This is a genomic window from Streptomyces sp. NPDC102402 (assembly GCF_044765765.1).
GTDB lineage: Bacteria > Actinomycetota > Actinomycetes > Streptomycetales > Streptomycetaceae > Streptomyces.
Map to the genome: position 1 here is coordinate 244,607 of NZ_JBIWKR010000008.1, position 21,312 is coordinate 265,918.

At 71.2% G+C, this 21,312-nt stretch carries 19 protein-coding genes; 15 read left to right on the top strand and 4 right to left on the bottom strand.

The annotated features are described in order from the left end of the window. The first annotated feature begins 384 nt into the window (after nt 1-384). Both ACIRJR_RS23860 and ACIRJR_RS23865 read left to right on the top strand, forming a co-directional pair. Nucleotides 385-1,965, top strand: a complete 1,581-nt coding sequence (locus ACIRJR_RS23860; RefSeq protein ID WP_403784034.1) for a TROVE domain-containing protein — start codon at nt 385-387, stop codon at nt 1,963-1,965. A gap of 79 nt (nt 1,966-2,044) precedes the next feature. Then, complete coding sequence (locus ACIRJR_RS23865; protein ID WP_014156926.1) at nt 2,045-2,275, top strand: hypothetical protein; 231 nt, start codon at nt 2,045-2,047, stop codon at nt 2,273-2,275. A gap of 111 nt (nt 2,276-2,386) precedes the next feature. Here the strand turns inward: ACIRJR_RS23865 and ACIRJR_RS23870 are convergent, their stop codons facing one another. The 4 genes from ACIRJR_RS23870 to ACIRJR_RS23885 all read right to left on the bottom strand — a co-directional run bounded on the left by ACIRJR_RS23870 (nt 2,387) and on the right by ACIRJR_RS23885 (nt 5,589). Continuing rightward, nucleotides 2,387-3,607, bottom strand: coding sequence for a TerD family protein (locus ACIRJR_RS23870; protein WP_403784036.1), 1,221 nt, complete (start codon nt 3,605-3,607; stop codon nt 2,387-2,389). Between the two features lie 64 nt (nt 3,608-3,671). Then, nucleotides 3,672-3,905 carry a hypothetical protein gene (locus ACIRJR_RS23875; RefSeq protein WP_403784038.1) on the bottom strand — a complete coding sequence of 78 codons (234 nt, stop codon included), beginning with the start codon at nt 3,903-3,905 and terminating at the stop codon, nt 3,672-3,674. 129 nt (nt 3,906-4,034) lie between these two features. Next, complete coding sequence (locus tag ACIRJR_RS23880; protein ID WP_403784040.1) at nt 4,035-4,607, bottom strand: dihydrofolate reductase family protein; 573 nt, start codon at nt 4,605-4,607, stop codon at nt 4,035-4,037. 172 nt (nt 4,608-4,779) lie between these two features. Beyond that, nucleotides 4,780-5,589 (bottom strand): NAD-dependent epimerase/dehydratase family protein, encoded by an 810-nt coding sequence (locus ACIRJR_RS23885; protein ID WP_403784042.1) that lies wholly within the window; start codon nt 5,587-5,589, stop codon nt 4,780-4,782. 342 nt (nt 5,590-5,931) lie between these two features. Between ACIRJR_RS23885 and ACIRJR_RS23890 the strand changes: the two genes are divergently transcribed. From ACIRJR_RS23890 to ACIRJR_RS23950, 13 genes are all read left to right on the top strand, one after another. Continuing rightward, the gene (locus tag ACIRJR_RS23890) at nt 5,932-6,891 is read left to right on the top strand and encodes a 5-dehydro-4-deoxyglucarate dehydratase (RefSeq protein WP_403784044.1); all 960 of its coding nucleotides are present in this window, start codon (nt 5,932-5,934) and stop codon (nt 6,889-6,891) included. Beyond that, complete coding sequence (locus tag ACIRJR_RS23895) at nt 6,888-8,072, top strand: hypothetical protein (protein WP_403784046.1); 1,185 nt, start codon at nt 6,888-6,890, stop codon at nt 8,070-8,072. Before ACIRJR_RS23890 ends, ACIRJR_RS23895 begins: the two co-directional genes overlap by 4 nt. 266 nt (nt 8,073-8,338) lie before the next feature. Then, entirely contained in the window at nt 8,339-8,995 is a 657-nt protein-coding gene (locus ACIRJR_RS23900) for a GntR family transcriptional regulator (RefSeq protein ID WP_403784048.1), read from the top strand. 50 nt (nt 8,996-9,045) lie between these two features. Beyond that, nucleotides 9,046-9,948, top strand: a complete 903-nt coding sequence (locus ACIRJR_RS23905) for a dihydrodipicolinate synthase family protein (protein ID WP_403784274.1) — start codon at nt 9,046-9,048, stop codon at nt 9,946-9,948. Next, on the top strand, nt 9,945-11,687 hold the full coding sequence (gene araD, locus ACIRJR_RS23910) for an L-arabinonate dehydratase (RefSeq protein ID WP_403784050.1): 1,743 nt from the start codon (nt 9,945-9,947) through the stop codon (nt 11,685-11,687). The genes ACIRJR_RS23905 and araD overlap by 4 nt, the downstream gene beginning before the upstream one ends. A gap of 121 nt (nt 11,688-11,808) precedes the next feature. After that, nucleotides 11,809-12,747 carry a carbohydrate ABC transporter permease gene (locus ACIRJR_RS23915; protein ID WP_403784052.1) on the top strand — a complete coding sequence of 313 codons (939 nt, stop codon included), beginning with the start codon at nt 11,809-11,811 and terminating at the stop codon, nt 12,745-12,747. Further along, on the top strand, nt 12,744-13,661 hold the full coding sequence (locus ACIRJR_RS23920) for a carbohydrate ABC transporter permease (RefSeq protein ID WP_403784054.1): 918 nt from the start codon (nt 12,744-12,746) through the stop codon (nt 13,659-13,661). The genes ACIRJR_RS23915 and ACIRJR_RS23920 overlap by 4 nt, the downstream gene beginning before the upstream one ends. 76 nt (nt 13,662-13,737) lie before the next feature. Then, nucleotides 13,738-14,910 carry a Gfo/Idh/MocA family protein gene (locus tag ACIRJR_RS23925; RefSeq protein ID WP_403784056.1) on the top strand — a complete coding sequence of 391 codons (1,173 nt, stop codon included), beginning with the start codon at nt 13,738-13,740 and terminating at the stop codon, nt 14,908-14,910. Further along, nucleotides 14,907-15,731: a PmoA family protein gene (locus ACIRJR_RS23930; protein ID WP_403784058.1), complete on the top strand. Its 825-nt coding sequence runs from the start codon at nt 14,907-14,909 to the stop codon at nt 15,729-15,731. Before ACIRJR_RS23925 ends, ACIRJR_RS23930 begins: the two co-directional genes overlap by 4 nt. Next, the gene (locus ACIRJR_RS23935; RefSeq protein ID WP_403784060.1) at nt 15,728-17,278 is read left to right on the top strand and encodes a family 43 glycosylhydrolase; all 1,551 of its coding nucleotides are present in this window, start codon (nt 15,728-15,730) and stop codon (nt 17,276-17,278) included. The genes ACIRJR_RS23930 and ACIRJR_RS23935 overlap by 4 nt, the downstream gene beginning before the upstream one ends. A 277-nt stretch (nt 17,279-17,555) precedes the next feature. Continuing rightward, the gene (locus tag ACIRJR_RS23940) at nt 17,556-18,890 is read left to right on the top strand and encodes an ABC transporter substrate-binding protein (protein ID WP_403784062.1); all 1,335 of its coding nucleotides are present in this window, start codon (nt 17,556-17,558) and stop codon (nt 18,888-18,890) included. Nucleotides 18,891-19,059: 169 nt separating this feature from the next. Beyond that, on the top strand, nt 19,060-19,884 hold the full coding sequence (locus ACIRJR_RS23945) for a rhamnogalacturonan acetylesterase (RefSeq protein WP_403784064.1): 825 nt from the start codon (nt 19,060-19,062) through the stop codon (nt 19,882-19,884). A gap of 91 nt (nt 19,885-19,975) precedes the next feature. Continuing rightward, complete coding sequence (locus tag ACIRJR_RS23950; protein WP_403784066.1) at nt 19,976-21,304, top strand: polysaccharide lyase family 1 protein; 1,329 nt, start codon at nt 19,976-19,978, stop codon at nt 21,302-21,304. Nucleotides 21,305-21,312 lie beyond the last annotated feature (8 nt).

Sequence of the window (21,312 nt, forward strand, 5' to 3'; positions counted from 1 at the left end):
GCCTTCGGGCGACAAGCGCTGACGCCTTCGGGCGCGGCGCGGTGCGCGGGGGAAAATCCCTCGCGCACCGCGCGGTCGTTCTCCTAAGGTCATGGCCATGCACCTCCCGGTGCGAAGGCAGCGGCTCCTTCCTCAACCGAAACGCCGCAGCCGTCCTGATCTCGGGAGGCACAAGTGCCGGGGTGCCCGGTGCGCAGGCGACGGATACTTCTACGGATCTGAGGGTTGCGGGTTCGAGTCCCGCCCGGCCACGGCCGGTAGCTCAATCGGATAGAGCATCGGACAAGCACCGCCGCCGACTCCTGATCTCGGGCACCCCTTCCTCGCTGTGCCCTCCTTCATGCATTCATGCATTCATGCATTCATGAATTCGGGGGAATTCACATGGCACGCTTCAACACCCGCCTCACCCGGCCCCGCGTCACCTCGCCCGTGACGTCGACCGCGCTCACCGCCCCGAACCACCAGGGCGCTCCCGGGCACCTGCGGGACAGCCGCTCCGAGCTCTTCCTGCTCGCGGTCGCGAATTTCGTGTCCCAGGAGACCTTTCACGAGGACGGGGAGGGACGCGACACCCGCTTCGCCGCACTGGTGCGGACGCTCGCCGTCGAGGACCCCGCGTGGACCGCGGGGCTGCTGAGCTGGCTGCGCCGGGAGGGGCGGATGCGCACCGCGGCGGTCGTCGGCGCCGCCGAGTACGTGAAGGCACGGCTCGACGCGGGCGCGACGGACGGCCCGTCCAACCGGCGGGTCGTGGACTCCGTGCTGCTGCGCCCCGACGAGCCCGGAGAGCTGCTCGGATACTGGACCTCGCACTACGGGCGCGCCGTGCCCAAGCCGGTCAAGCGCGGGATCGCCGACGCCGCGCGCCGCCTCTACAGCGGCAGGGCGCTGCTGAAGTACGACACCGCCTCCAAGGGCTACCGCTTCGGCGACGTCCTCAACCTGGTGCACGCCGCGCCGGACCCCGCCAAGCCCTGGCAGGGCGATCTCTTCCGCTACGCCCTGGACCGCAGGCACCACCCCGAGGACGCCGTGCCGCCCGCGTCGAACCGGACGCTCACCGCGCACCGTGCGCTGATGGCGGTGCCGGTCACCGAGCGCCGGGCCCTGGTCACCGGGCCGGACGGGGCGGACCGGCTGGCGGACGCGGGCATGACCTGGGAGTCCCTGGCGGGCTGGCTGCAGGGCCCGATGGACGCGGCGGCCTGGGAGGCCGTGATCCCGTCGATGGGGGCGATGGCGCTCGTCCGCAACCTGCGCAACTTCGACGAGGCGGGGGTCTCGGACGAGGTCGCGGCCGGTGTGGCGGCGCGGATCAGCGATCCGGAGGCCGTGGCCTCCTCGCGGCAGTTCCCCTTCCGCTACCTGGCGGCGTACCAGCACGCGCCTTCGCTGCGCTGGTCCTACCCGCTCGAGCAGGCGCTCGGGCACTCGCTGGGGAACGTTCCGGCGCTGCCGGGCCGCACCCTGATCCTGGTCGACCGCTCCGGTTCCATGGGGGCGCCGCTCTCGGACCGCTCCCTGCTGAACCGGGCCGACGCGGCCGCCGTCTTCGGCGCGGCGCTGGCTCTGCGGGCCGCCGACGCCGATCTGGTGGAGTTCGGCACGGGCAGCGCGTCGGTGGCGTACCGCCGGGGCGAGTCCGTGCTGAGGATCATCGAGCGCTTCGGCAACCTGGGCGGAACCAACACGGTGCAGGCGGTGCGCAGGCACTACCGCGCACACGACCGGGTGCTGATCGTCACGGACGAGCAGGCGTCGTTCACCCACTTCGGCGACGTCACCGGGGGCATCCCGCTGACCGTGCCCGTGTACACCTGGAACCTGGCCGGTTACCGGGTCGGGCACGCGCCCTCGGGAAGCGAGAACCGCCACACCTTCGGGGGTCTTTCCGACGCGGCGTTCGGCATGGTGCCCCTGCTGGAAGCGGGCAGGAGCGCGGACTGGCCCTGGAACCGCTGATTACGAATCCGGCACTACTGCCCCCTCCGGAGCGGTCGGGCATGGCGTCGGGCGCTTACAGGGCGCATACTCGACCGTAATGAAACAGTCAGCCGGTTCCCGGCGTCACCTGCCTTCCAGTCCCTTCAACCGCCCGGCCCAGGCGGCCCCACCGGTCGAATGCTTCGATGTGGGCGACAGGGTGTCGCACGACCAGTTCGGACTCGGACGAGTCCTTGCTGTCGAGGGCGACAACGACGCAGTGCTCATCGACTTCTCGGGGCGACAGGGGAGGATCCTGAGCCCGTATTCCAAGCTGACCAAGCTCTGAGAGAGCGGACGAGCACGTACAGCGTCCCACCGGAGACTCTCCGGATCCGGGGCACCTGAGGGGGGAGACCCGTCAGGTGCCCCGGAAGCCGTTCCAGGGGCGGTGGCGGCGCTACAGGGCCTTCGCGGCGGGCTTGACCATGCCGCGAACGGTCCGCGACTTCACGAACTCGCCCATTCCGGTCATCTCCCACTCGCCGGAGAACTGCTTGATGAGCTTGGCCATCATCACGCCGGTCTGCGGCTCCGCTCCGGTCAGGTCGAAGCGCACCAGCTCCTCGCCGGTGGCCGCGTCGATCAGCCGGCAGTAGGCCTTGGCCACCTCGGTGAACTTCTGCCCGGTGAACGAGTTGACCGTGAAGACCAGACCGGTCGCGTCGGCGGGGATCCGGCCGAGGTCCACGACGATCACCTCGTCGTCACCCGCTCCCTCGCCCGTGAGGTTGTCGCCGGAGTGCTTGATCGCGCCGTTGAGGATGGAGAGCTTGCCGAAGTAGCAGCTGTCCAGGTGATTCCGGTTGGGGCCGAAGGCGATCACCGAGGCGTCGAGGTCGATGTCCTTGCCGCGGAACGCCGGCTCCCAGCCGAGGCCCATCTTGACCTGGGAGAGCAGCGGCCTGCCGCCCTTGACCAGGGAAACCGTCTGGTTCTTCTGGAGGCTGACCTTGCCCTTGTCGAGGTTGATCTTGCCGGAGCCGGCGGGCGCGGGCGGTGCGGGCGGTGCCACGGGCGCCGGCGGGGCGATCCGGGGGTCGACGGGCGCGGCCGCCGGGGGAGCGGTGGGCGGTGCGGGCGGTGCCGCGGCGGGGACGGGCGGGGCGGCCGCGGCGGGCTCCTCCACGGAGACACCGAAGTCCGTGGCGATGCCCGCGAGCCCGTTCGCATAGCCCTGGCCGACCGCGCGGGCCTTCCAGGCGCCGTTGCGCAGGTAGATCTCGATGACCACCAGTGCCGTCTCGCCGCCCAGCTGCGGCGGGGTGAAGGTGGCGAGCGCGCTGCCGTCGTCCGCGTTGCGCACGGTGGCGGTGGGCTCGACGCCCTGGAAGGTCCGGCCCGCCTCGTCGGGGCTCGCCGTGACCACGATCTTCTCGATGCCCGGAGGGACCGCCGTGGTGTCCACGACGATCGCGTCGGGTGCGGACCCGCCGCCGGAGCGGTAGGTCACGCCGGGGCCCGAGGGCTGGTTGTAGAAGATGAAGTCGTCGTCGGAGCGCACCTTGCCGTCGGCGGTGAGCAGCAGGCCCGAGACGTCGAGCCGCACCGGGGCGGCGACGTCCACCGCCACGCGGGCGGCGGAGAGAGGGATGTTCGAGCCGGGGGTCATTGCGGTCATGCACGGGGTAACGAACGACCCGGCTTTGCCGTTCCCTTACCTTCGGTGGCCTGATCCGGATGGCTCAGCGCCCGGCCCGGCCCCGGTTGCGGGGGTGCTCGCGGGCGGTGCGCTCGTTGCCGTGCCGGTAGGCGCCGGTCCAGCGCGCCATGACGAGCTGGGCGTCGCCGGACACCACCTCCGCCAGGAACTTCTCGGCCCGGCCGCCGCGCAGGGTCCCCGCGGGGCGGCCGTGGTGCGTGACGGTGACGCTCCCGTCGTTGTGCTGCTCGTACCGGAATCCGGAAGGTCTGGGCATGGCCCGTATGGTGCCCGCCCCGCGGCGACGCGTCACGTGAATATCGGGTCGCCCGCCGGGTCGCCCGCCCGGCCGCCCTCGGCTCCGGTCACCACCCCGCCCCGCCCGCGCGGCGCGGGCCGGGCGATGTCAGTGGACGACGTCGAAGACGTTCTTCTGGAGGCCGTTCGCGTAGGTCTCGTGCTCGACGAGCCGCAGCTTCTGGGTGTCCTTGTCCGTGGCGCTGAAGAGGCGCTTGCCCGCTCCGAGGAGAAGAGGGAAGACGAGGAGGTGGTAGCGGTCGACGAGACCGGCGTCCGAGAGGTGCTGGTTGAGGGTGGCGCTGCCGTGGACGATGATCGGGCCGCCCTCGGTCCTCTTCAGCGCGGCGACGTCCTCGAGCGAGCGAAGGATGGTGGTGTCGCCCCAGTCCGGCACCAGGGCGTCGTCGGTGAGCGTCGTGGAGACGACGTACTTCGGCATCTCCCTGTAGTCGGCGAAGTCCTCCATGCCGGGCCACACCTGGCTGAAGGCCTCGTAGCTCGTGCGGCCCAGGAGCATCGCGGTGGCCTCCTTCTGCTCCCGGCCCTTGATGTCGAACGCCTCGGGGAGGAACTCGACGTCCTTGAAGGTCCACCCGGAGTTCCGGTAGCCGGGCTCACCGCCCGGTGCCTCCATGACACCGTCGAGCGAGATGAAGGCGGAGCTGATCAGAGTGCGCATGAGTGTGTCCCCGTTCCGAGTGACCGTCAGATCCGGTCGGTGCATGCTACGGCCGCTCCCGCGGCCGCGGCGTGCACCGATCGTGATCTGTGGACCGCGGGCCACGGCGAAACTCATCGGTCGCCGCCCGTCCCGCGTCCGGCGGCCCGGGCCGGGGCCACGGGGTCGGCGCTCAGTAGGGCCAGATGGGCGGGTTCGTGACGAAGTGGCCGCCGAGGTGGGCGTGGTCGGGGTTCGCCGGGTCCAGCTCGCCGTGCTCGGCGACGAGCTTGTCCGCGTACTGCTCGGAGTCGTCCTGCGGCTCGTAGCCGAGGGAGCGGGCCGACGTCAGGTCCCACCACAGGCGGGTGTTGTCGGACGAACCGTGGACCACGGTGTGCCGCACGTCCTCCGCGGTGAGTGCCGCGTGGAAGAGGCGGGCGCCGTCGCCGGGGCTCATCCAGACGGACAGCATCCGTACCGAGGTCGGCTCCATGAAGCAGGAGCCGATGCGCACGGAGACGGTCTCCACGCCGTGCTTGTCCCAGTAGAACTGGGCGAGGTCCTCGCCGAAGGACTTGGACAGCCCGTACAGGGTGTCGGGCCGGTGGGGCGTCTCGACCGGGATCAGGGGGTCACCGGCGAGCGGACGCGGGGTGTAGCCGACGGCGTGGTTGGAGGACGCGAACACGACGCGCTTCACGCCCTCCTCGCGCGCGGCCTCGTAGAGGTTGTACGTGCCCTCGATGTTGGAGTGCAGAATCTTGTCGAACGAGGCCTCGAGGGAGATGCCCGCCAGGTGGATGACCGCGTCGACGCCCCGCACGGCCTCCCGAAGCGCCGCCTTGTCGCCGAGGTCGGCCGTGACGGCGTCCGGTTCGCCCTCGATGGGGGTGAGGTCGAAGAGCCGGAGGTCGTAGCCGTACGCGGGGAGCAGCCCTCGCATCAGGGTGCCGAGGCCGCCGGCGGCTCCGGTGAGAAGGACGGTGCGGGGTGCGGGCATACGGGGATCTCCTCGGTGCGGGCGCAGGGCGCGTGCGCGGCGTGCGCGGACGGTGCGGTGCTGTGCTGCGTGGGGGCCGGACGTACGGACAGCAAGGTACGCGGGGCACGCAGAGGTCGCACAGCCGCCCGATGCCTCAAATTCATGGACGGCATTCACATGCGTGGACACGCTAAGAACTCGCGACCGACGCGTCAAGTGTCCGGCGGGGTCGGCCGGTTCACCCCGCCGTCGGGTGTTCGTCTCTTGACCGGCGCCGCGAGGCTGGCTTAGCGTGGCGGCGTTCAGAAATATGGACGCCGATCATAATTGTGCACGCCTGAATCTGCTCAGGGAGCGCCCGTGACCTCAGCCCCCCTTGCCGCCCGACTCACCCATGTCGCCGGGCCGCTCTTCTTCCCCGTCACCGCCTACGGGCCGGACGGCACCGTCGATCTCGACGTCTTCCGCGCGCACGTGCGCGCGGGCGTGGACGCCGGTGCGGCAGCCGTCTTCGCCTGCTGCGGCACAGGCGAGTTCCACGCCCTGGCCCCGGAGGAGTTCCGGCTCGTCGTCGCGGCGGCCGTCGAGGAGACCGCGGGGCAGGTGCCCGTGGTCGCCGGAGCCGGCTACGGCACGGCGCTCGCGATCCAGTACGCGAAGCTCGCCGAGGAGGCCGGTGCGGACGGCCTCCTCGCCATGCCGCCCTACCTGGTCGTCGCCGGCCAGGAGGGGCTGCTCGCGCACTACGCCGCCCTCGCCGCCGCCACCTCCCTGGAGACGGTCGTCTACCAGCGGGACAACGCGGTCTTCACCCCGGAGACCGTCGTCGCCCTGGCCCGGACACCCGGGATCATCGGGCTCAAGGACGGCTACGGCGACCTCGACCTGATGCAGCGCATCGTCAGCGCCGTGCGCACCGGACTGCCGGGCGAGGACTTCCTGTACTTCAACGGGCTGCCCACGGCCGAGCTCACCGGGCTCGCCTACCGGGGCATCGGTGTCACGCTCTACTCCTCCGCCGTGTTCGCCTTCGCCCCCGACATCGCCCTGGCCTTCTACCGGGCACTGGAGGCCGGCGACGACGACCTGGTCAACGCGCTGCTCGACCACTTCTACCGGCCGCTCGTCGAGTTGAGGGCCAAGGGCCGCGGCTACGCGGTGTCGCTCGTGAAGGCGGCCGTCCGGCTCGAGGGCCTGGACGTCGGCCCGGTGCGCACCCCGCTCACCGAGCCCCCGGCCGAGCACGTCGACGAGCTGGTCTCGATCATCGCCGACGGCCGCGCGCTGCTGGAGAAGTACCGTCCCCAGGAGGCCAGGTGAAGGCCTCAGCCTTCCTGTACCCCTGGGACGTCGTGGGGGATCCGGGCGCGGCCTCCCGCCTCGCCGGGCTCGGTGTCCAGCAGGTGACGCTCGCCTCCGCCTACCACTCCACCCGGGCCCTGACCCCGCGCCACCCCGGCAGCCGGATCGTGACCGCCGAGCACGCGGCCGTGCTCTATCCGCCGGGCGCCGCGCGGTGGGCCGGCCGGGGCCTGCGCCCCTACGGGCAGTCCTGGGTGGCGGGGGAGGACCCCTGGGCCGAGGCGGCCGAGACCCTGGCCGGCGCCGGCCTCGAGGTGCACTCCTGGGTGGTCCTCGCGCACAACTCCCGTATGGGCGGCGAGCATCCGGAGACCTCCGTGGTCAACGCCTACGGAGACCGCTACCCCTGGGCGCCGTGCATCGCGCAGCCCGCCGTCCACGCCTACCTGGTGGACCTGGCGGCGGAGGCGGCCGCACGGCCCGGGGCGTCGGGCACCGAGCTGGAGTCGTGCGGCTGGTACGGCTTCGCCCATCTGCACGCCCACGACAAGGTCTCCGGGGTCGCCCTCGGGGACGCGGCGCAGTATCTGATGTCCCTCTGCTTCTGCGCCGACTGCCGGGCCGGCTACGGCTCGGTGGGGCTGGACGGCGAGGAGCTGCGCGGCGCCGTGCGCCGTGCGCTGGAGCCGGTCTGGGCCGGATCCGGCTCCGGTGAGCAGGGCTGGGGCGGGGTGGAGAAGCTGCTCGGCGAGGGTCTCGCCGACGCCACCCTGCGATGGCGCACCAAGGTCGCCAGGGGTCTGGCGGAGGCGGCGGTCGCCGCCGTGCGGGGCGCGGCGCCGGGGCCCGGTTTCCAGGTCCTCCTGCACGCCGACCCCGCCTCCTACCGCACCGGTGCCAACGTGGGGACGGACCCCGCCCACATCCTGTCCACGGCGGACGGGGTCGTGCTGCCCTGCACCGGCGGCGACGCGGCACGTGAGGCTGTGCTCGGCCCCTTCGCGGGGCTGTCCGGGGTGCTCGCCGCCAACTTCAACGTGGTGAGCGGCATGGGCGGCAGTCCCGGTACTCTGGAGCGGGACGCCGCGCACGCGGCCTCGCTCGGGGCGAACGAACTGCGCCTGTATCACGCGGGACTTGCCTCCGGGCCGGACCTGGAGGCCGTCACGGCCGCCCTCCCGGCCCTCGGCGGCGGCTGACCGCCGGGCGTCTCCCACCGACGAAGCGCAGGTCCCCGGCACGCAGCCGGGGGCCTGCGCCGTTCTCCGGCCCCTGACCGGCGGGCCGCGGCGGCCGGCCCGCACGCGCACGCCGGCCGGACGCCGCGCCCCACCGGTTTCCGCGTTCGTGAACTTCTTTTGCCAGAAGCGTTGACGAAACATTCTTACCGCTCTAGCTTCATCCGCGTCGTACTTCGTACGTCATATATGAGACGCGATACGCGAGATGCGAGAGCTCTTCACCCATGACCTTTGCGCCTGCCCCCATTCCGTCCAGGACCCAGTACGTGCTGGAGGCGATCAAGCACGCCATCCTCACCGCGCAGCTGCAGCCGGGACAGGCGCTCGTGGAGACCGAACTCGCCGCGCAGTTCGGGGTGTCGAAGACTCCCGTACGCGAAGCGCTGAAGACGCTGGCCGGCACCGGACTCGTGGTCATGAGCCAGTACAAGGGCGCGACCGTGCGACTCGTCGACGCGGCCATGGCGCGGGAGGTGTACGACGTGCGCCTCCTCCTCGAGCCGGAGGCACTGCGCCGCTCCATGACCCGCAAGGCCTCGCTGGAGGCGGCCCAGGAGGCCCTGGAGCGCTCCGACTCGGCGATCGACAAGGCGGACAGGTCGCTCGCCAACCGGGAATTCCACCGGGCCCTCTACCTGCCCTGCGGCAACCCGCTGCTCGCCCGGATGCTCGACGAGATCCGCGACCAGGCCGCACTCGTGTCGACCGTGGCCTGGTCGGCGATCCCGTCCTGGGAGCGGGAGGCCGCCGAGCACCGCGAGATCCTTCGACTGGCGCTCTCCGGCGACACGGACGCCGCCGCGGGGGCCCTGCACGACCACATCGCATCGTTCGTACGCCGTGCCTTCCCCGACGACGAAGACGGGGGTGAGACGACGTGAACCACCAGCTGGACATGGATCACCAGCACCTCGACGAAAGGTCAGTCCGCATGGACTTCTCACCGCTGAAGGCGGCCCTCGCAGACGTTGTGGCGATCCCGGTGACGCCGTTCGCCGAGGACGGCGGCATCGACATCCCGGCGCACCGCGCCCTGCTGCGACGGCTGCTCGACGGCGGCGTCCGCATCGTCACCCCGAACGGCAACACCGGTGAGTTCTACGCACTCACCCCCGACGAGCGGCGCACCGTCACCGAGCTCACCATCGAGGAGACGGGCGGCCGTGCCACCGTCCTGGTCGGTGTGGGCCACGACGTGCCGACCGCCGTGGCGGCCGCCGAGCACGCCAGGGAGTCCGGCGCCGAGATGCTGATGGTGCATCAGCCGGTGCACCCCTACGTCTCGCAGGACGGCTGGATCGACTACCACCGGGCCATCGCCGAGGCCGTCCCCGAGCTGGGGATCGTCCCCTACGTCCGCAACCCGCTGCTCGCCGGCGAGGCACTCGCCGAGCTCGCGGACAGCTGCCCCAACGTCATCGGCGTGAAGTACGCCGTCCCGGACGCCGCCCGCTTCGGAGCGTTCGCCCGGGACGCCGGCCTGGAGCGGTTCGTCTGGATCGCCGGGCTCGCCGAGCTCTACGCCCCCTCCTACTTCGCCACCGGCGCCACCGGCTTCACCTCCGGGCTCGTCAACGTCGCCCCCGGTGTCTCGCTGACCATGCTGGAGGCACTGCGCGCGGGCGACTACGTCGCGGCGATGAAGGTCTGGGAGCAGATCCGCCGCTTCGAGGACCTGCGCGCCGACCGGCAGTCCGCCAACAACGTGACGGTCGTCAAGGAGGCCCTGGCCGCGCTCGGGCTCTGCCGCCGCGACGTCCGCGCACCCAGCCGGGTGCTGCCCGAGGCGCAGCGCGCCGAGGTCGCCGGCCTGGTCGCCGGGTGGTCCGTATGACCGACGCGTCGACGGAGCGCCGCCTCACCCCCGAGGAGCTGCGCAGCCACCAGTGGTACGGCACGGACGGGCTCCGCTCGTTCAGCCACCGCGCCCGCACCCGGCAGCTCGGCTACCTCCCCGAGGAGCACCTGGGCAAGCCGGTCATCGCGATCCTCAACACCTGGTCCGACATCAACCCCTGCCACGTGCACCTGCGTGAACGCGCACAGGCGGTCAAGCGTGGCGTCTGGCAGGCGGGCGGCTTCCCGCTGGAGTTCCCGGTCTCCACGCTCTCGGAGACCTTCCAGAAGCCCACTCCGATGCTCTACCGCAACATGCTGGCGATGGAGACGGAGGAGCTGCTGCGCTCCTACCCCGTCGACGGCGCCGTGCTGCTGGGCGGCTGCGACAAGTCCACGCCCGCGCTGCTGATGGGCGCCGCCTCCGTCGACCTCCCGGCGGTCTTCGTGCCCGCCGGACCGATGCTGCCGGGGCACTGGCGCAACGAGGTCCTGGGCTCCGGCACGGACATGTGGAAGTACTGGGACGACAAGCGGGCCGGCCTCATCGGCGACTGCGAGATGGCCGAGCTGGAGAACGGGCTCGCCCGCTCCCCGGGCCACTGCATGACGATGGGTACCGCCTCGACCCTGACGGCCGCCGCCGAGGCGCTGGGCGTCACGGTGCCGGGCGCCTCGTCCATCCCTGCCGTGGACTCCGGCCACGACCGGATGGCGGCGCAGTCCGGGATCCGCATCGTCGAACTGGTGTGGCAGCAGATGAAGCTGTCGCGGATCCTCACGGCGGACGCCTACGCGGACGCGGTCGCCACCGTCCTGGCGCTCGGCGGCTCCACCAACGCCGTCATCCACCTGATCGCGATGGCCGGCCGCTCCGGGGTGAAGCTCACGCTGGACGACTTCGACCGCATCGCCCGCACCGTGCCCGTCCTCGCCAACCTCCGCCCCGGCGGAAAGTACCTGATGGAGGACTTCCACTTCGCCGGAGGGCTGCCGGGCTTCCTGTCGCGGCTCACCGACGTGCTGCACCTGGACCGGCCCACCGTCACGCACGCCACCATGCGGGAGCAGCTCGACGGGGCGCTGGTGCACGACACCGACGTCATCCGGGAGCGTGACAACCCGCTGGCCGAGGAGGGCGGTGTCGCGGTGCTGCGAGGCAACCTCTGCCCCGACGGCGCGGTCATCAAGCACATCGCGGCCGAGCCCCACCTGCTGCGCCACACCGGGCCCGCGGTCGTCTTCGACGACTACAAGGAGATGCAGCGCACCATCAACGACCCGGCGCTGGCCCTGACCCCGGACCACGTGCTGGTGCTCCGCAACGCCGGCCCCAAGGGCGGCCCCGGGATGCCCGAGTACGGCATGCTGCCGATCCCGGACTACCTGCTGAAGGAGGGCGTACGGGACATGGTGCGGCTCTCCGACGCCCGGATGAGCGGAACCAGTTACGGCGCCTGCGTCCTGCACATCGCGCCCGAGTCCTTCGTCGGCGGGCCCCTCGCCCTGGTCCGCACCGGTGACCTGATCACGCTGGACGTCGAGGCGCGGCTGCTCCACCTCGACGTCTCCGACGAGGAGCTGGAGCTCCGCCGGTCGCGGTGGACCGAGCCGCCCGCCCGCTACGGGCGCGGTTACGGGGCCCTCTACCAGGACCAGATCACCCAGGCCGACACCGGCTGCGACTTCACGTTCCTGGCCCGGCAGGGAGAGGTGCCCGACCCCTACGCGGGCTGACCGGGCGAGACGAATTCCGCGCACCGCTCCGTCCGGGATACCGAACGGCATGCGGTAAGCGCTTGCACCATGCACCGAACGCACGGCACATCCAGCACTTCCCAGAGATCGGAGACGCGTCATGGCCCAATCCGCAGCCGTGGCCACACCGCCCCCCAAGGGGCAGGCGCCCAAGCGCCGCTCGGCCAGTCCCCGCCGCCTGCCGTACCTGCTGATCGCGCCCGCGGGCCTGCTGATGCTGGGCTTCATCGCCTATCCGGTGGTCAGCGTCTTCTACTACAGCCTGCAGAACTACAACGTCACCAAGCCGTGGCGGAACGGCTTCGCCGGCTTCGACAACTTCACCCGCATCTTCACCGAGGACGACCAGTTCTGGTCGACGCTCGGCTTCAGCGCCCAGTGGGTCTTCACCCAGGTCACCCTGCAGCTCGCGCTCGGCCTGGCGCTCGCGCTGATCGTCAACCAGACCTTCATCGGCCGCGGCATATCCCGCGCCATGGTCTTCTCCCCCTGGGCCGTCTCCGGTGTGCTCACCAGCACCATCTGGATCCTGCTGTACAACTCCTCGACCGGCTTCAGCCGCTACCTCGCGGACGCCGGGATCGGTGAGTACGGCACATCGGTCCTCTCCGACACCGGGACCGTCTTCTGGGCGGCGACCATCTCCGAACTCTGGCGCGGGGTCCCCTTCTTCGCGATCCTCATCCTCGCCGACCTGCAGTCCGTCTCGAAGGAGCTGTACGAGGCGGCGTCGGTGGACGGTGCGGGCAGGATGCGGCAGTTCTTCCACATCACGCTCCCGCACCTGCGCGACGCGATCATCCTCGCCACCCTGCTGCGCGGGGTCTGGGAGTTCAACAACGTCGACCTCCTCTACACCCTCACCGGCGGCGGGCCGGCGGGCGAGACCACCACACTCCCGCTCTACGTAGCCAATACCGGCATCGAGGGCCACGACTTCGGATACGCCTCGGCGCTCACCACCGTCGCCTTCGTGATCCTCCTCTTCTGCTCGATCGTCTATCTGCGCCTGAGCAAGTTCGGAGGCGACCACAAGTGACTGCCGCACTCGTAGAGAAGCACGACGCCCGCACGCCGGGACCGTCCCGGGGCAGCGACGCCCCGCCGCCCTCCAGGCCCCGCCGCTCCAAGCGCGAGCGAGCCTTCGACGACGTACCGCGCTGGCAGATCTACGTGCCGCTCGGCATCTACCTGCTCTTCACGCTCATCCCGTTCTACTGGATGTTCCTCTTCGCCGTACGGCCCGCCGGCTCCACCTCGCTGGTGCCCTGGCCCATGACGGGGGACCACTTCTCCAAGGTCTGGAACGAGCGCAGCTTCGCCCTCTTCTTCCAGAACAGCATGATCGTCGGTGTGGCGACGCTGATCGCCACGACCCTGGTCGCGCTGGCCGGCGGCTACGCCCTGGCCCGCTTCGACTTCAAGATCAAGAGCGCCTTCATGCTGGCGCTGCTCTGCTCGCAGTTCATCCCGGGCGCCCTGATGCTCGTGCCGCTCTTCGAGATCTTCAAGAACCTCCAGATGATCAACTCCCTGGGGAGCGTCGTCATCGCGGAGACGGTCTTCCAGCTGCCGCTGTCGATCATCCTGATCAGCGGATTCATCAAGAACGTCCCGGTCTCCCTCGAAGAGGCCGCCTGGGTGGACGGCTGCTCGCGCTTCAAGGCGTTCTGCGCCGTCGTGCTGCCGCTGCTGCGCCCCGGGCTGATCGCCGTCGGCTCGTTCGCCTTCGTCCACAGCTGGAACCACTTCCTGTTCGCCCTGATGTTCCTCAGCGAGCAGGACAAGCAGACGATCCCGGTCGGCCTGAACACCCTCATCGGCGCCGACAGCGTCGACCTGGGGGCACTGGCCGCGGGCGGTGTCATCGCCGCCGTGCCGGTGGTCATCGTCTTCGCCTTCATCCAGAAGTGGCTCATCACCGGCTTCAGCGCCGGCGCCGTGAAGGGATGACCGACATGACCTGGAAGCTCCACCTCCGCGCCGCCGCCGCGGTGGCCCGCGGGGCCGGAGCGGGGAGGGCGGACCGATGAGCGCGACCACCCCCCTGCCCGTCGTCCTGGCCGGCGCCCGCGGCCACGGCCGCTGGCACCTCGCCAACATCCGCCGTCTCCAGCACCAGGGCCTGGTCAGGCTGGCCGGGATCTGCGAGCTGAACCCGCTGACCGACGACGAACTCGAACCGTTCGCCGACGAGATGCCCGAGCAGTCCGCCGACTTCGGAGCCCTCCTGGACTCCACCGGCGCCCGTGCGGCCGTCATCTGCACCCCCATCCCGACGCACACCACACTGGCCCTGACCGCGGCCGCCCGGGGCGTCCACCTCCTCCTGGAGAAGCCCCCCGCCGCGACCTGGGACGACTACGCCCGCATGGCGGACGGAGTGCGGGAGGCGGGGATCTCCTGCCAGATCGGCTTCCAGTCCTTCGGCTCGCACGCCGTCCCCGCCATCAGGGACCTCGTGGCCTCCGGAGCCGTCGGCAACGTACGGGGCATCGGCGCCGCCGGTGCCTGGGTCCGCGACGACGCCTACTTCAGGCGGGCCCCCTGGGCCGGGCGCCGCAGGATGGGCGGCACCGACGTGGTCGACGGGGTCCTGACCAACCCCCTCGCGCACGCCGTCGCCACCGCACTCGAACTGGCCGGCCGGGGAACGGCCGAGGACGTGGCGTCCATCGAGACCGAGCTCTTCCGGGCCCACGACATCGAGTCCGACGACACCAGCTGCGTCCGGATCACCACCGCCGACGGGATGCCGGTCACCATCGCGGTCACCCTCTGCGCGGAGGAGGCCGGTGAGCCGTACGTGATCGTCCACGGCGACCGCGGACGCATCACCTTCTGGTACAAGCAGGACCGGGTCCTGGTCCAGCGCGCCGGACACGGCCCCGAGGAGGCCGTGCACGGGCGGACCGACCTGCTGGAGAACCTCGTCGGCCACCTGGAGCACGGCACCGAGCTCCTCGTGCCGCCGGAGCGCACCGGCGCGTTCATGCGGGTCCTGGAGGCCGTCCGCACCGCCCCCGAGCCCACCGCACTGCCCGCCACGGCCTGGCACACCCGGCCCGCCGACCAGGGCGACGGCGTACGGCGCATCGTGCGCGGCATCGACGGCACCGTCGCCGCCGCGGCCGACACCCTCACCCTCTTCTCCGAACTAGGCGCCTCCTGGGCGCACCCCAGAGAGGTGAGCACACCATGACCACCGCACTCCTCAGCTGCGCCGGACGCCCCGTCGGCCGCTACGGCTACCGGCACGAGACGGACGGCCGCCCCTATCTGCACCCCGTCACCACCCTCGCCGGCACCCCCGTGACCGAGGAGCGCCCGGCCGACCACATCCACCACCTGGGCGCCTCCGTCGCGGTGCCCGACGTGGCCGGACACAACTTCTGGGGCGGGCGCACCTACGTCCGCGGCCAGGGACCCACCGCGCTCGACAACCACGGGACGCAGCGCCACCTCGGCTGGAAGCTCCGCGACCCGGACGGCTTCGTGGAGGAGCTCAGCTGGGAGGCCGACGGCACCGAGCTGCTGCGCGAACACCGCACCGTCGCCGCCGCCGGACTCTCCGACACCGCCTGGGCGCTGGACTTCTCCTTCTCCCTCACCAACCGCGGTTCCACGGACCTGTCCATCGGCAGCCCCGCCACCAACGGCCGCCCCGGCGCCGGATACGGCGGCTTCTTCTGGCGCGCCCCCAAGGAGGCCGCGCCGCCCGCCGTGTTCAGCGGAACGCTCGACGGCGAGGAGGCCGTGCACGGCAGGGCCGCCGACTGGCTGGCCCTCGCCGGGGACGGCTGGACGCTCGTCTTCGCCGGCGCGACCGACGAGACCCGCCGCGACCCGTGGTTCGTGAGGACCACCGAATACCCGGGGGTCGGCTCCTCCCTCGCCGCGGACCGGCGGCTGCCCGTCGCCGCCGGAGCCACCGTCGTGCGCAGGGTCGTCACCGTCGTCGCCGACGGACGCCTCGGCCGGGACGACGCCGCCGCCCTCGTCCGCAAGGCGGTCGCCGCATGACCACTCCCTGGAGGGCCGACCTCGGCGACGGCACCTACCGCAACCCGGTCCTGAACGCCGACTGGTCCGACCCCGACGTCGTGCGCGTCGGCGACGACTACTACCTGACCGCGTCCAGCTTCGGCCGGGTCCCCGGACTGCCCCTGCTGCACTCCCGCGACCTGGTCAACTGGACCCTGATCGGCCACGCCCTCGACCGGCTCGGACCCGACGCCGACTTCGCCGTGCCCCGCCACGACTGCGGGGTGTGGGCACCCTCGCTGCGCCACCACGCCGGACGCTTCTGGATCTTCTGGGGGGACCCCGACCACGGCATCCAGCAGGTCAACGCCGAGGACATCCGCGGCCCCTGGAGCGCCCCGCACCTCGTCAAGGCGGGGAAGGGACTGATCGACGCCTGCCCCCTGTGGGACGAGGAGACCGGCGAGGCCTATCTGGTCCACGCGTGGGCCAAGTCGCGCTCCGGCATCAAGAACCGGCTCACCGGCCACCGGATGAGCCCCGACGGACGCGAACTCCTCGACGAGGGCGCCACCCTGGTCGACGCCGACACGATCCCGGGCTGGTTCACCCTCGAAGGCCCCAAGCTCTACCGGCACGACGGCCACTTCTGGATCTTCGCCCCCGCCGGGGGAGTGGAGACGGGCTGGCAGGGCGCCTTCCGCTCGCGGACGTTCACCGGCCCCTACGAGGAGCGGGTCGTCCTCGCCCAGGGCAGGACCGAGGTCAACGGTCCGCACCAGGGCGGCTGGGTCAGGACCGCCGCGGGCGAGGACTGGTTCCTGCACTTCCAGGCGCGCGGGGCCTACGGCCGGGTCGTGCACCTCCAGCCGATGCGCTGGGGCCCGGACGGATGGCCGGTCATCGGCGACGAGGGCGAACCCGTCCTCACGCACCGCAGCCCCAAGGCCCCGGAGCAGGCCGTCGAGGCACCGGCCTCCAGCGACGGCTTCCCCGGCGGGCGGTACGGCCGGCAGTGGCAGTGGACGGCCAATCCGCGGCCCGGCTGGACGGTCGGGCACGGGGGCGACGGGCTGCGGCTCAGCTGCGTACGCACCGCCTACGCACACGATCTGCGGGCCCTGCCCAACGTCCTGGTGCAGCGGCTGCCCGCCGAGGAGTTCACCGTCGACGTCGGCATCACGCTCGACACCGGCGAACCGGGCGCCAAGGCCGGGCTCGCCGTGCTCGGGGACGCCTTCTCGTGGATCGGCCTGGAGGCCGGGGCCGACGGGACGCCGCGGCTCGTGCACCGGTACGCCGAATCCGTCGCCGAGCACGAGCGGGACGCCGAGCACCCCCGCCCCGCACCGGGCGCGGCCGTCCGGGTGCGGATCGAGGTCACCCGGGGCGCCCGCTGCCGCTTCTACGCCGACACCGGCGACGGCGCCGGATTCCAGGCGTCCGGCCAGGTGTTCGCCGCCACCCCCTGGCGGTGGGTCGGCGCGCTGCTGGGCCTCTTCGCCACCGCACCAGCCGGCTCGGGGCCCTCCGGAACCGCCGGCTTCACCGCTTTCCGCACCACCGGAAGACCTCACACCGTCTGATCCCGCACCGCTGTATGGGAGCCGCAATGACGCACCTCCGTACCGAGCGCACCAACGCGAGACCACTGTCCACCGCCTTCACCCCCGGCACCTTCCCGCACGCGTGGGGCCTCGGCACCGGCCGTCGGAAACAGCTGCCACGGGAGCGTCCGGTGCACCCGCCGGGCCGACGCCGCGTCCGAGCCGGTCCGGTGCGGACCCGCGCAACGGCGCCGCACCGCACACACCACTGACCTCCCCCCACGTACGCGTAAAGATCCGAGAGAGAAGAGCCGACATGAACATCTCGAAGACGCTCCGGGGGCGTGCCGCGACCGCGGTGTCCCTCACGGCGGTCCTGGCCCTCGGGGCCACCGCCTGTGGCGACGACGGCAGCGAATCCGGCACGGAGGGCAGCGGGAAGGGCGAGATCACCTTCTGGGACAACAACGGTGGCCCGCGCACCGCGATCTGGACCGAGATCATCAAGGACTTCGAGAAGAAGAACCCGGACATCAAGGTCAAGTACGTCCCCATCCCGATCGCCGACGTCCAGTCCAAGTACGACACGGCCATCGCCGGCGGCGGGCTGCCCGACGTGGGCGGCGTCGGCACCGCGTACCTGGCCAACATGGTGTCCCAGGAGGCCCTGGAGCCGGTCAACGACCGGCTGGACGGGTCGCCGCTGAAGGGCAAGCTCGTCGAGGGCATGGTCGAGAGCGTCAGAGCCGCGGCCGGCCGGGGCGACGACCTGTACTCCGTGCCCACCTCCGCGAACAACGGTGCGCTCTGGTACCGCACCGACCTGTTCGAGCAGGCCGGCCTGGAAGCGCCCACCACCTGGCCCAAGTTCTACGAGGCCGCCGACAAGCTGACGGACGCGAAGAACAACAAGTTCGGCTACACCATCCGGGGCGGCGCGGGCTCCATCGCGCAGGCCCTGGACGCGATCTACGGCCAGACCGGCATCACGGAGTTCTGGGACGGCGAGAAGACGACCCTGAACGACCCGAAGAACGTCGCGGCGCTGGAGAAGTACGCCGCCCTCTTCAAGAAGACGACGCCGTCCGCCGACGTCAACAACGACTTCACCAAGATGGTCGCCCAGTGGGACTCCGGCACCATCGGGATGCTGAGCCACAACCTCGGCTCCTACCAGGACCACCTGAAGGCGCTCGGCGAGGACAAGTTCGCCGGCATACCCGCCCCCATCGGGGACGGCGGCACGCGTGTCCAGGTCTCCAACCCCGTCGACGGCCTCGGTCTCTTCCGGTCCAGCAAGAACAAGAACGCGGCCTGGAAGTTCATCGAGTTCGCGGCCTCCCACGAGTCGAACAGCAAGTGGAACGAGTCCGCGGGCGCCATCCCGGCGAACACCGAAGCGGCCAAGGACCCCTGGATCTCCGAGACCGAGCCGACCGCGCTCGCCGCGAAGGCCCTCACCGACGGCTCCACCAAGATCGTCGACCTGCCGTACTACCTTCCCGACTGGAACAACATCAGCAAGGCCGACAACGAGCCGGAGTTCCAGAAGCTGCTCCTCGGCAAGGTCACGGCCAAGGCGTTCCTGGACAAGATGGCCGATGAGCTGAACGCCGCAGAGAAGGAGTGGAAGGAACTGGGCAACGGCTGACCCGGCCGTCCCGCCACGGACGGCACTCCGTCCAGCCGCGGACGACACCCCGTCCCTCACGGACGGGCCCCATGACCGGGGGACCGGCGGCGGTTCGGGTCGCACCCCGCCGCCGGTCCTCCACCCCGGTGCCACCCCACGCTTGTCCTCCGAGAGAGGCAGTCATCCTGTGTCACTCACCCGCAGACGGACGGCAGCCGCACTCCTCGCGCTGCCCCTCGCCCTCAGCGCCACCCCCGCGCTCGCACACGGCGGAGGGGGCCGGCCCCGGCCCAGGACCCTCCACATCGCGGGCGACTCCACGGCGGCCCAGAAGTACGCCGACGCCGCACCCGAGACCGGGTGGGGCATGGCCCTTCCCTTCTTCCTCGGCCGCGGCCTGACCGTCGCCAACCACGCGATGAACGGCCGGAGTTCCAAGAGCTTCATCGACGAGGGCCGTCTCACCGCCCTCCTGGACGGCGTCCTTCCGGGCGATCTCGTCCTCATCCAGTTCGCTCACAACGACGAGAAGACCGAGGACCCCGCCCGCGGCACCGACCCGTACACCACGTACCAGGAATACCTCCGCCAGTACGTCAAGGGCGCCCGCGCCCGGCGCGCGGAGCCCGTGCTGATCACCCCGGTCGAGCGCCGCCGCTTCGCCGCGGACGGCACCGCGAGCCCCACGCACGGGGAGTACCCCGCGGCGATGCGCGCGCTGGCGTCCGAGGAGCGCGTCGCCCTGCTCGACATGCAGGCCCTCTCCCTCGCCCGCTGGCAGGGACTCGGCCCGGACGGCACCAAGGCGTACTTCAACTGGCTGGAGCCCGGCGAGTCGCCGAACTACCCCGACGGCAAGCAGGACAACACCCACTTCCGGCCGGACGGCGCCGTGGAGGTGGCGAGGATGACCGCCCGCGCCCTTCTGAACGGACGCGTGCTCGCCCCGCGCGACCTGCGCCGCCTCGACGAGCCGGTGCCCGCGACATGGATCAGCTGGCCGCAGGCCTGATCCTCCGCTCCACCGCGGCCGGCCTCTCAGGCCGCCCGGCCTCCCCCGGATTTCCTCAGCTTCCTCCGCGCACGACAGTTAGGGATCAGCCATGTCCGCACACATGAGACACGTCCGCGCCATCGCCGTGGTGATGGGCACCGCCTCGCTCGCCCTCGCCGTGAGCGTCCCCGCCCAGGCGACCACCCACCACGGCAGGGGCATCGAGCGTTCGGTGCTCCCGGCCGGTGACGGCTGGGCCTCCGCCGACGGCTCCACCACGGGCGGTGCGGCCGCCACCCCCGACCACGTCTACACCGTCACCAACCGCGCCGAGCTCATCGCCGCCTTCGAGGACGCCGGGGACGCGCCGAAGATCATCAGGATCGCCGGCACCGTCCACGGCAACTCCGACGCCGCGGGCACCCCGATCGGCTGCGAGGCCTACCAGCAGGACGGATACACCCTGGAGAAGTACCTCGCCGCCTACGACCCGGCCGTCTGGGGCATGGACGAGGTCCCCTCCGGCCCCCTGGAGGACGCCCGTGTCGCGTCGGCGAAACTGCAGGCCGCCGCGGTCAACGTGAACGTGCCGTCGAACACCACGCTGGTCGGTGTGGGCGACGACGCGACGGTCATCGGCGCCAGCCTTCAGGTGAAGGGCGTCTCCAACGTCATCATCCGCAACATCTCCTTCGAGGACACCTACGACTGCTTCCCGCAGTGGGACCCCACCGACGGGGAGACCGGCCACTGGAACTCCGAGTACGACAACCTGGTCGTCTACGGCTCCACCCACGTCTGGGTCGACCACAACACCTTCAGCGACGGCGACCGGCCCGACTCCGAGCAGCCCAGCTACTTCGGTGAGAAGTTCCAGCAGCACGACGGCCTCTTCGACATCGTGCGCGGCGCCGACCTTGTCACCGTCTCGTGGAACGTCCTCAAGGACCACGACAAGACGATGCTCATCGGCAACAGCGACAGCGCCGGGGCCACCGACAGCGGTCACCTGCGGGTGACGCTGCACCACAACCTGTTCAAGAACGTCAACGAGCGGGCGCCCCGCGTCCGCTTCGGCCAGGTCGACTCGTACAACAACCACTTCGTCGCCACCACCGGCAGCGTCTACGGCTACACCTACGGCATCGGGAAGGAGTCCCAGCTCGTCGCCGACTCCAACGCCTTCACGCTCGGCTCCGGCTTCGACAAGGCCAAGATCCTGAAGAAGTGGTCCGAGTCCTCCGTCTCGGCGGACGGCAACTACGTCAACGGCCGCAAGACCGACCTGATCGCCGTGCACAACGCCGGCGTGCCCGCCGAGCAGCTCACCGAGGGCGCCGGCTGGACTCCCACGCTGCGCACCAAGGTCAACCACCCGCTCGTCGTCCCGCTCCTGGTGGGTCTCGGCGCGGGCGCCGGCAAGCCGCTGGTCCGCTGACCCGCTGA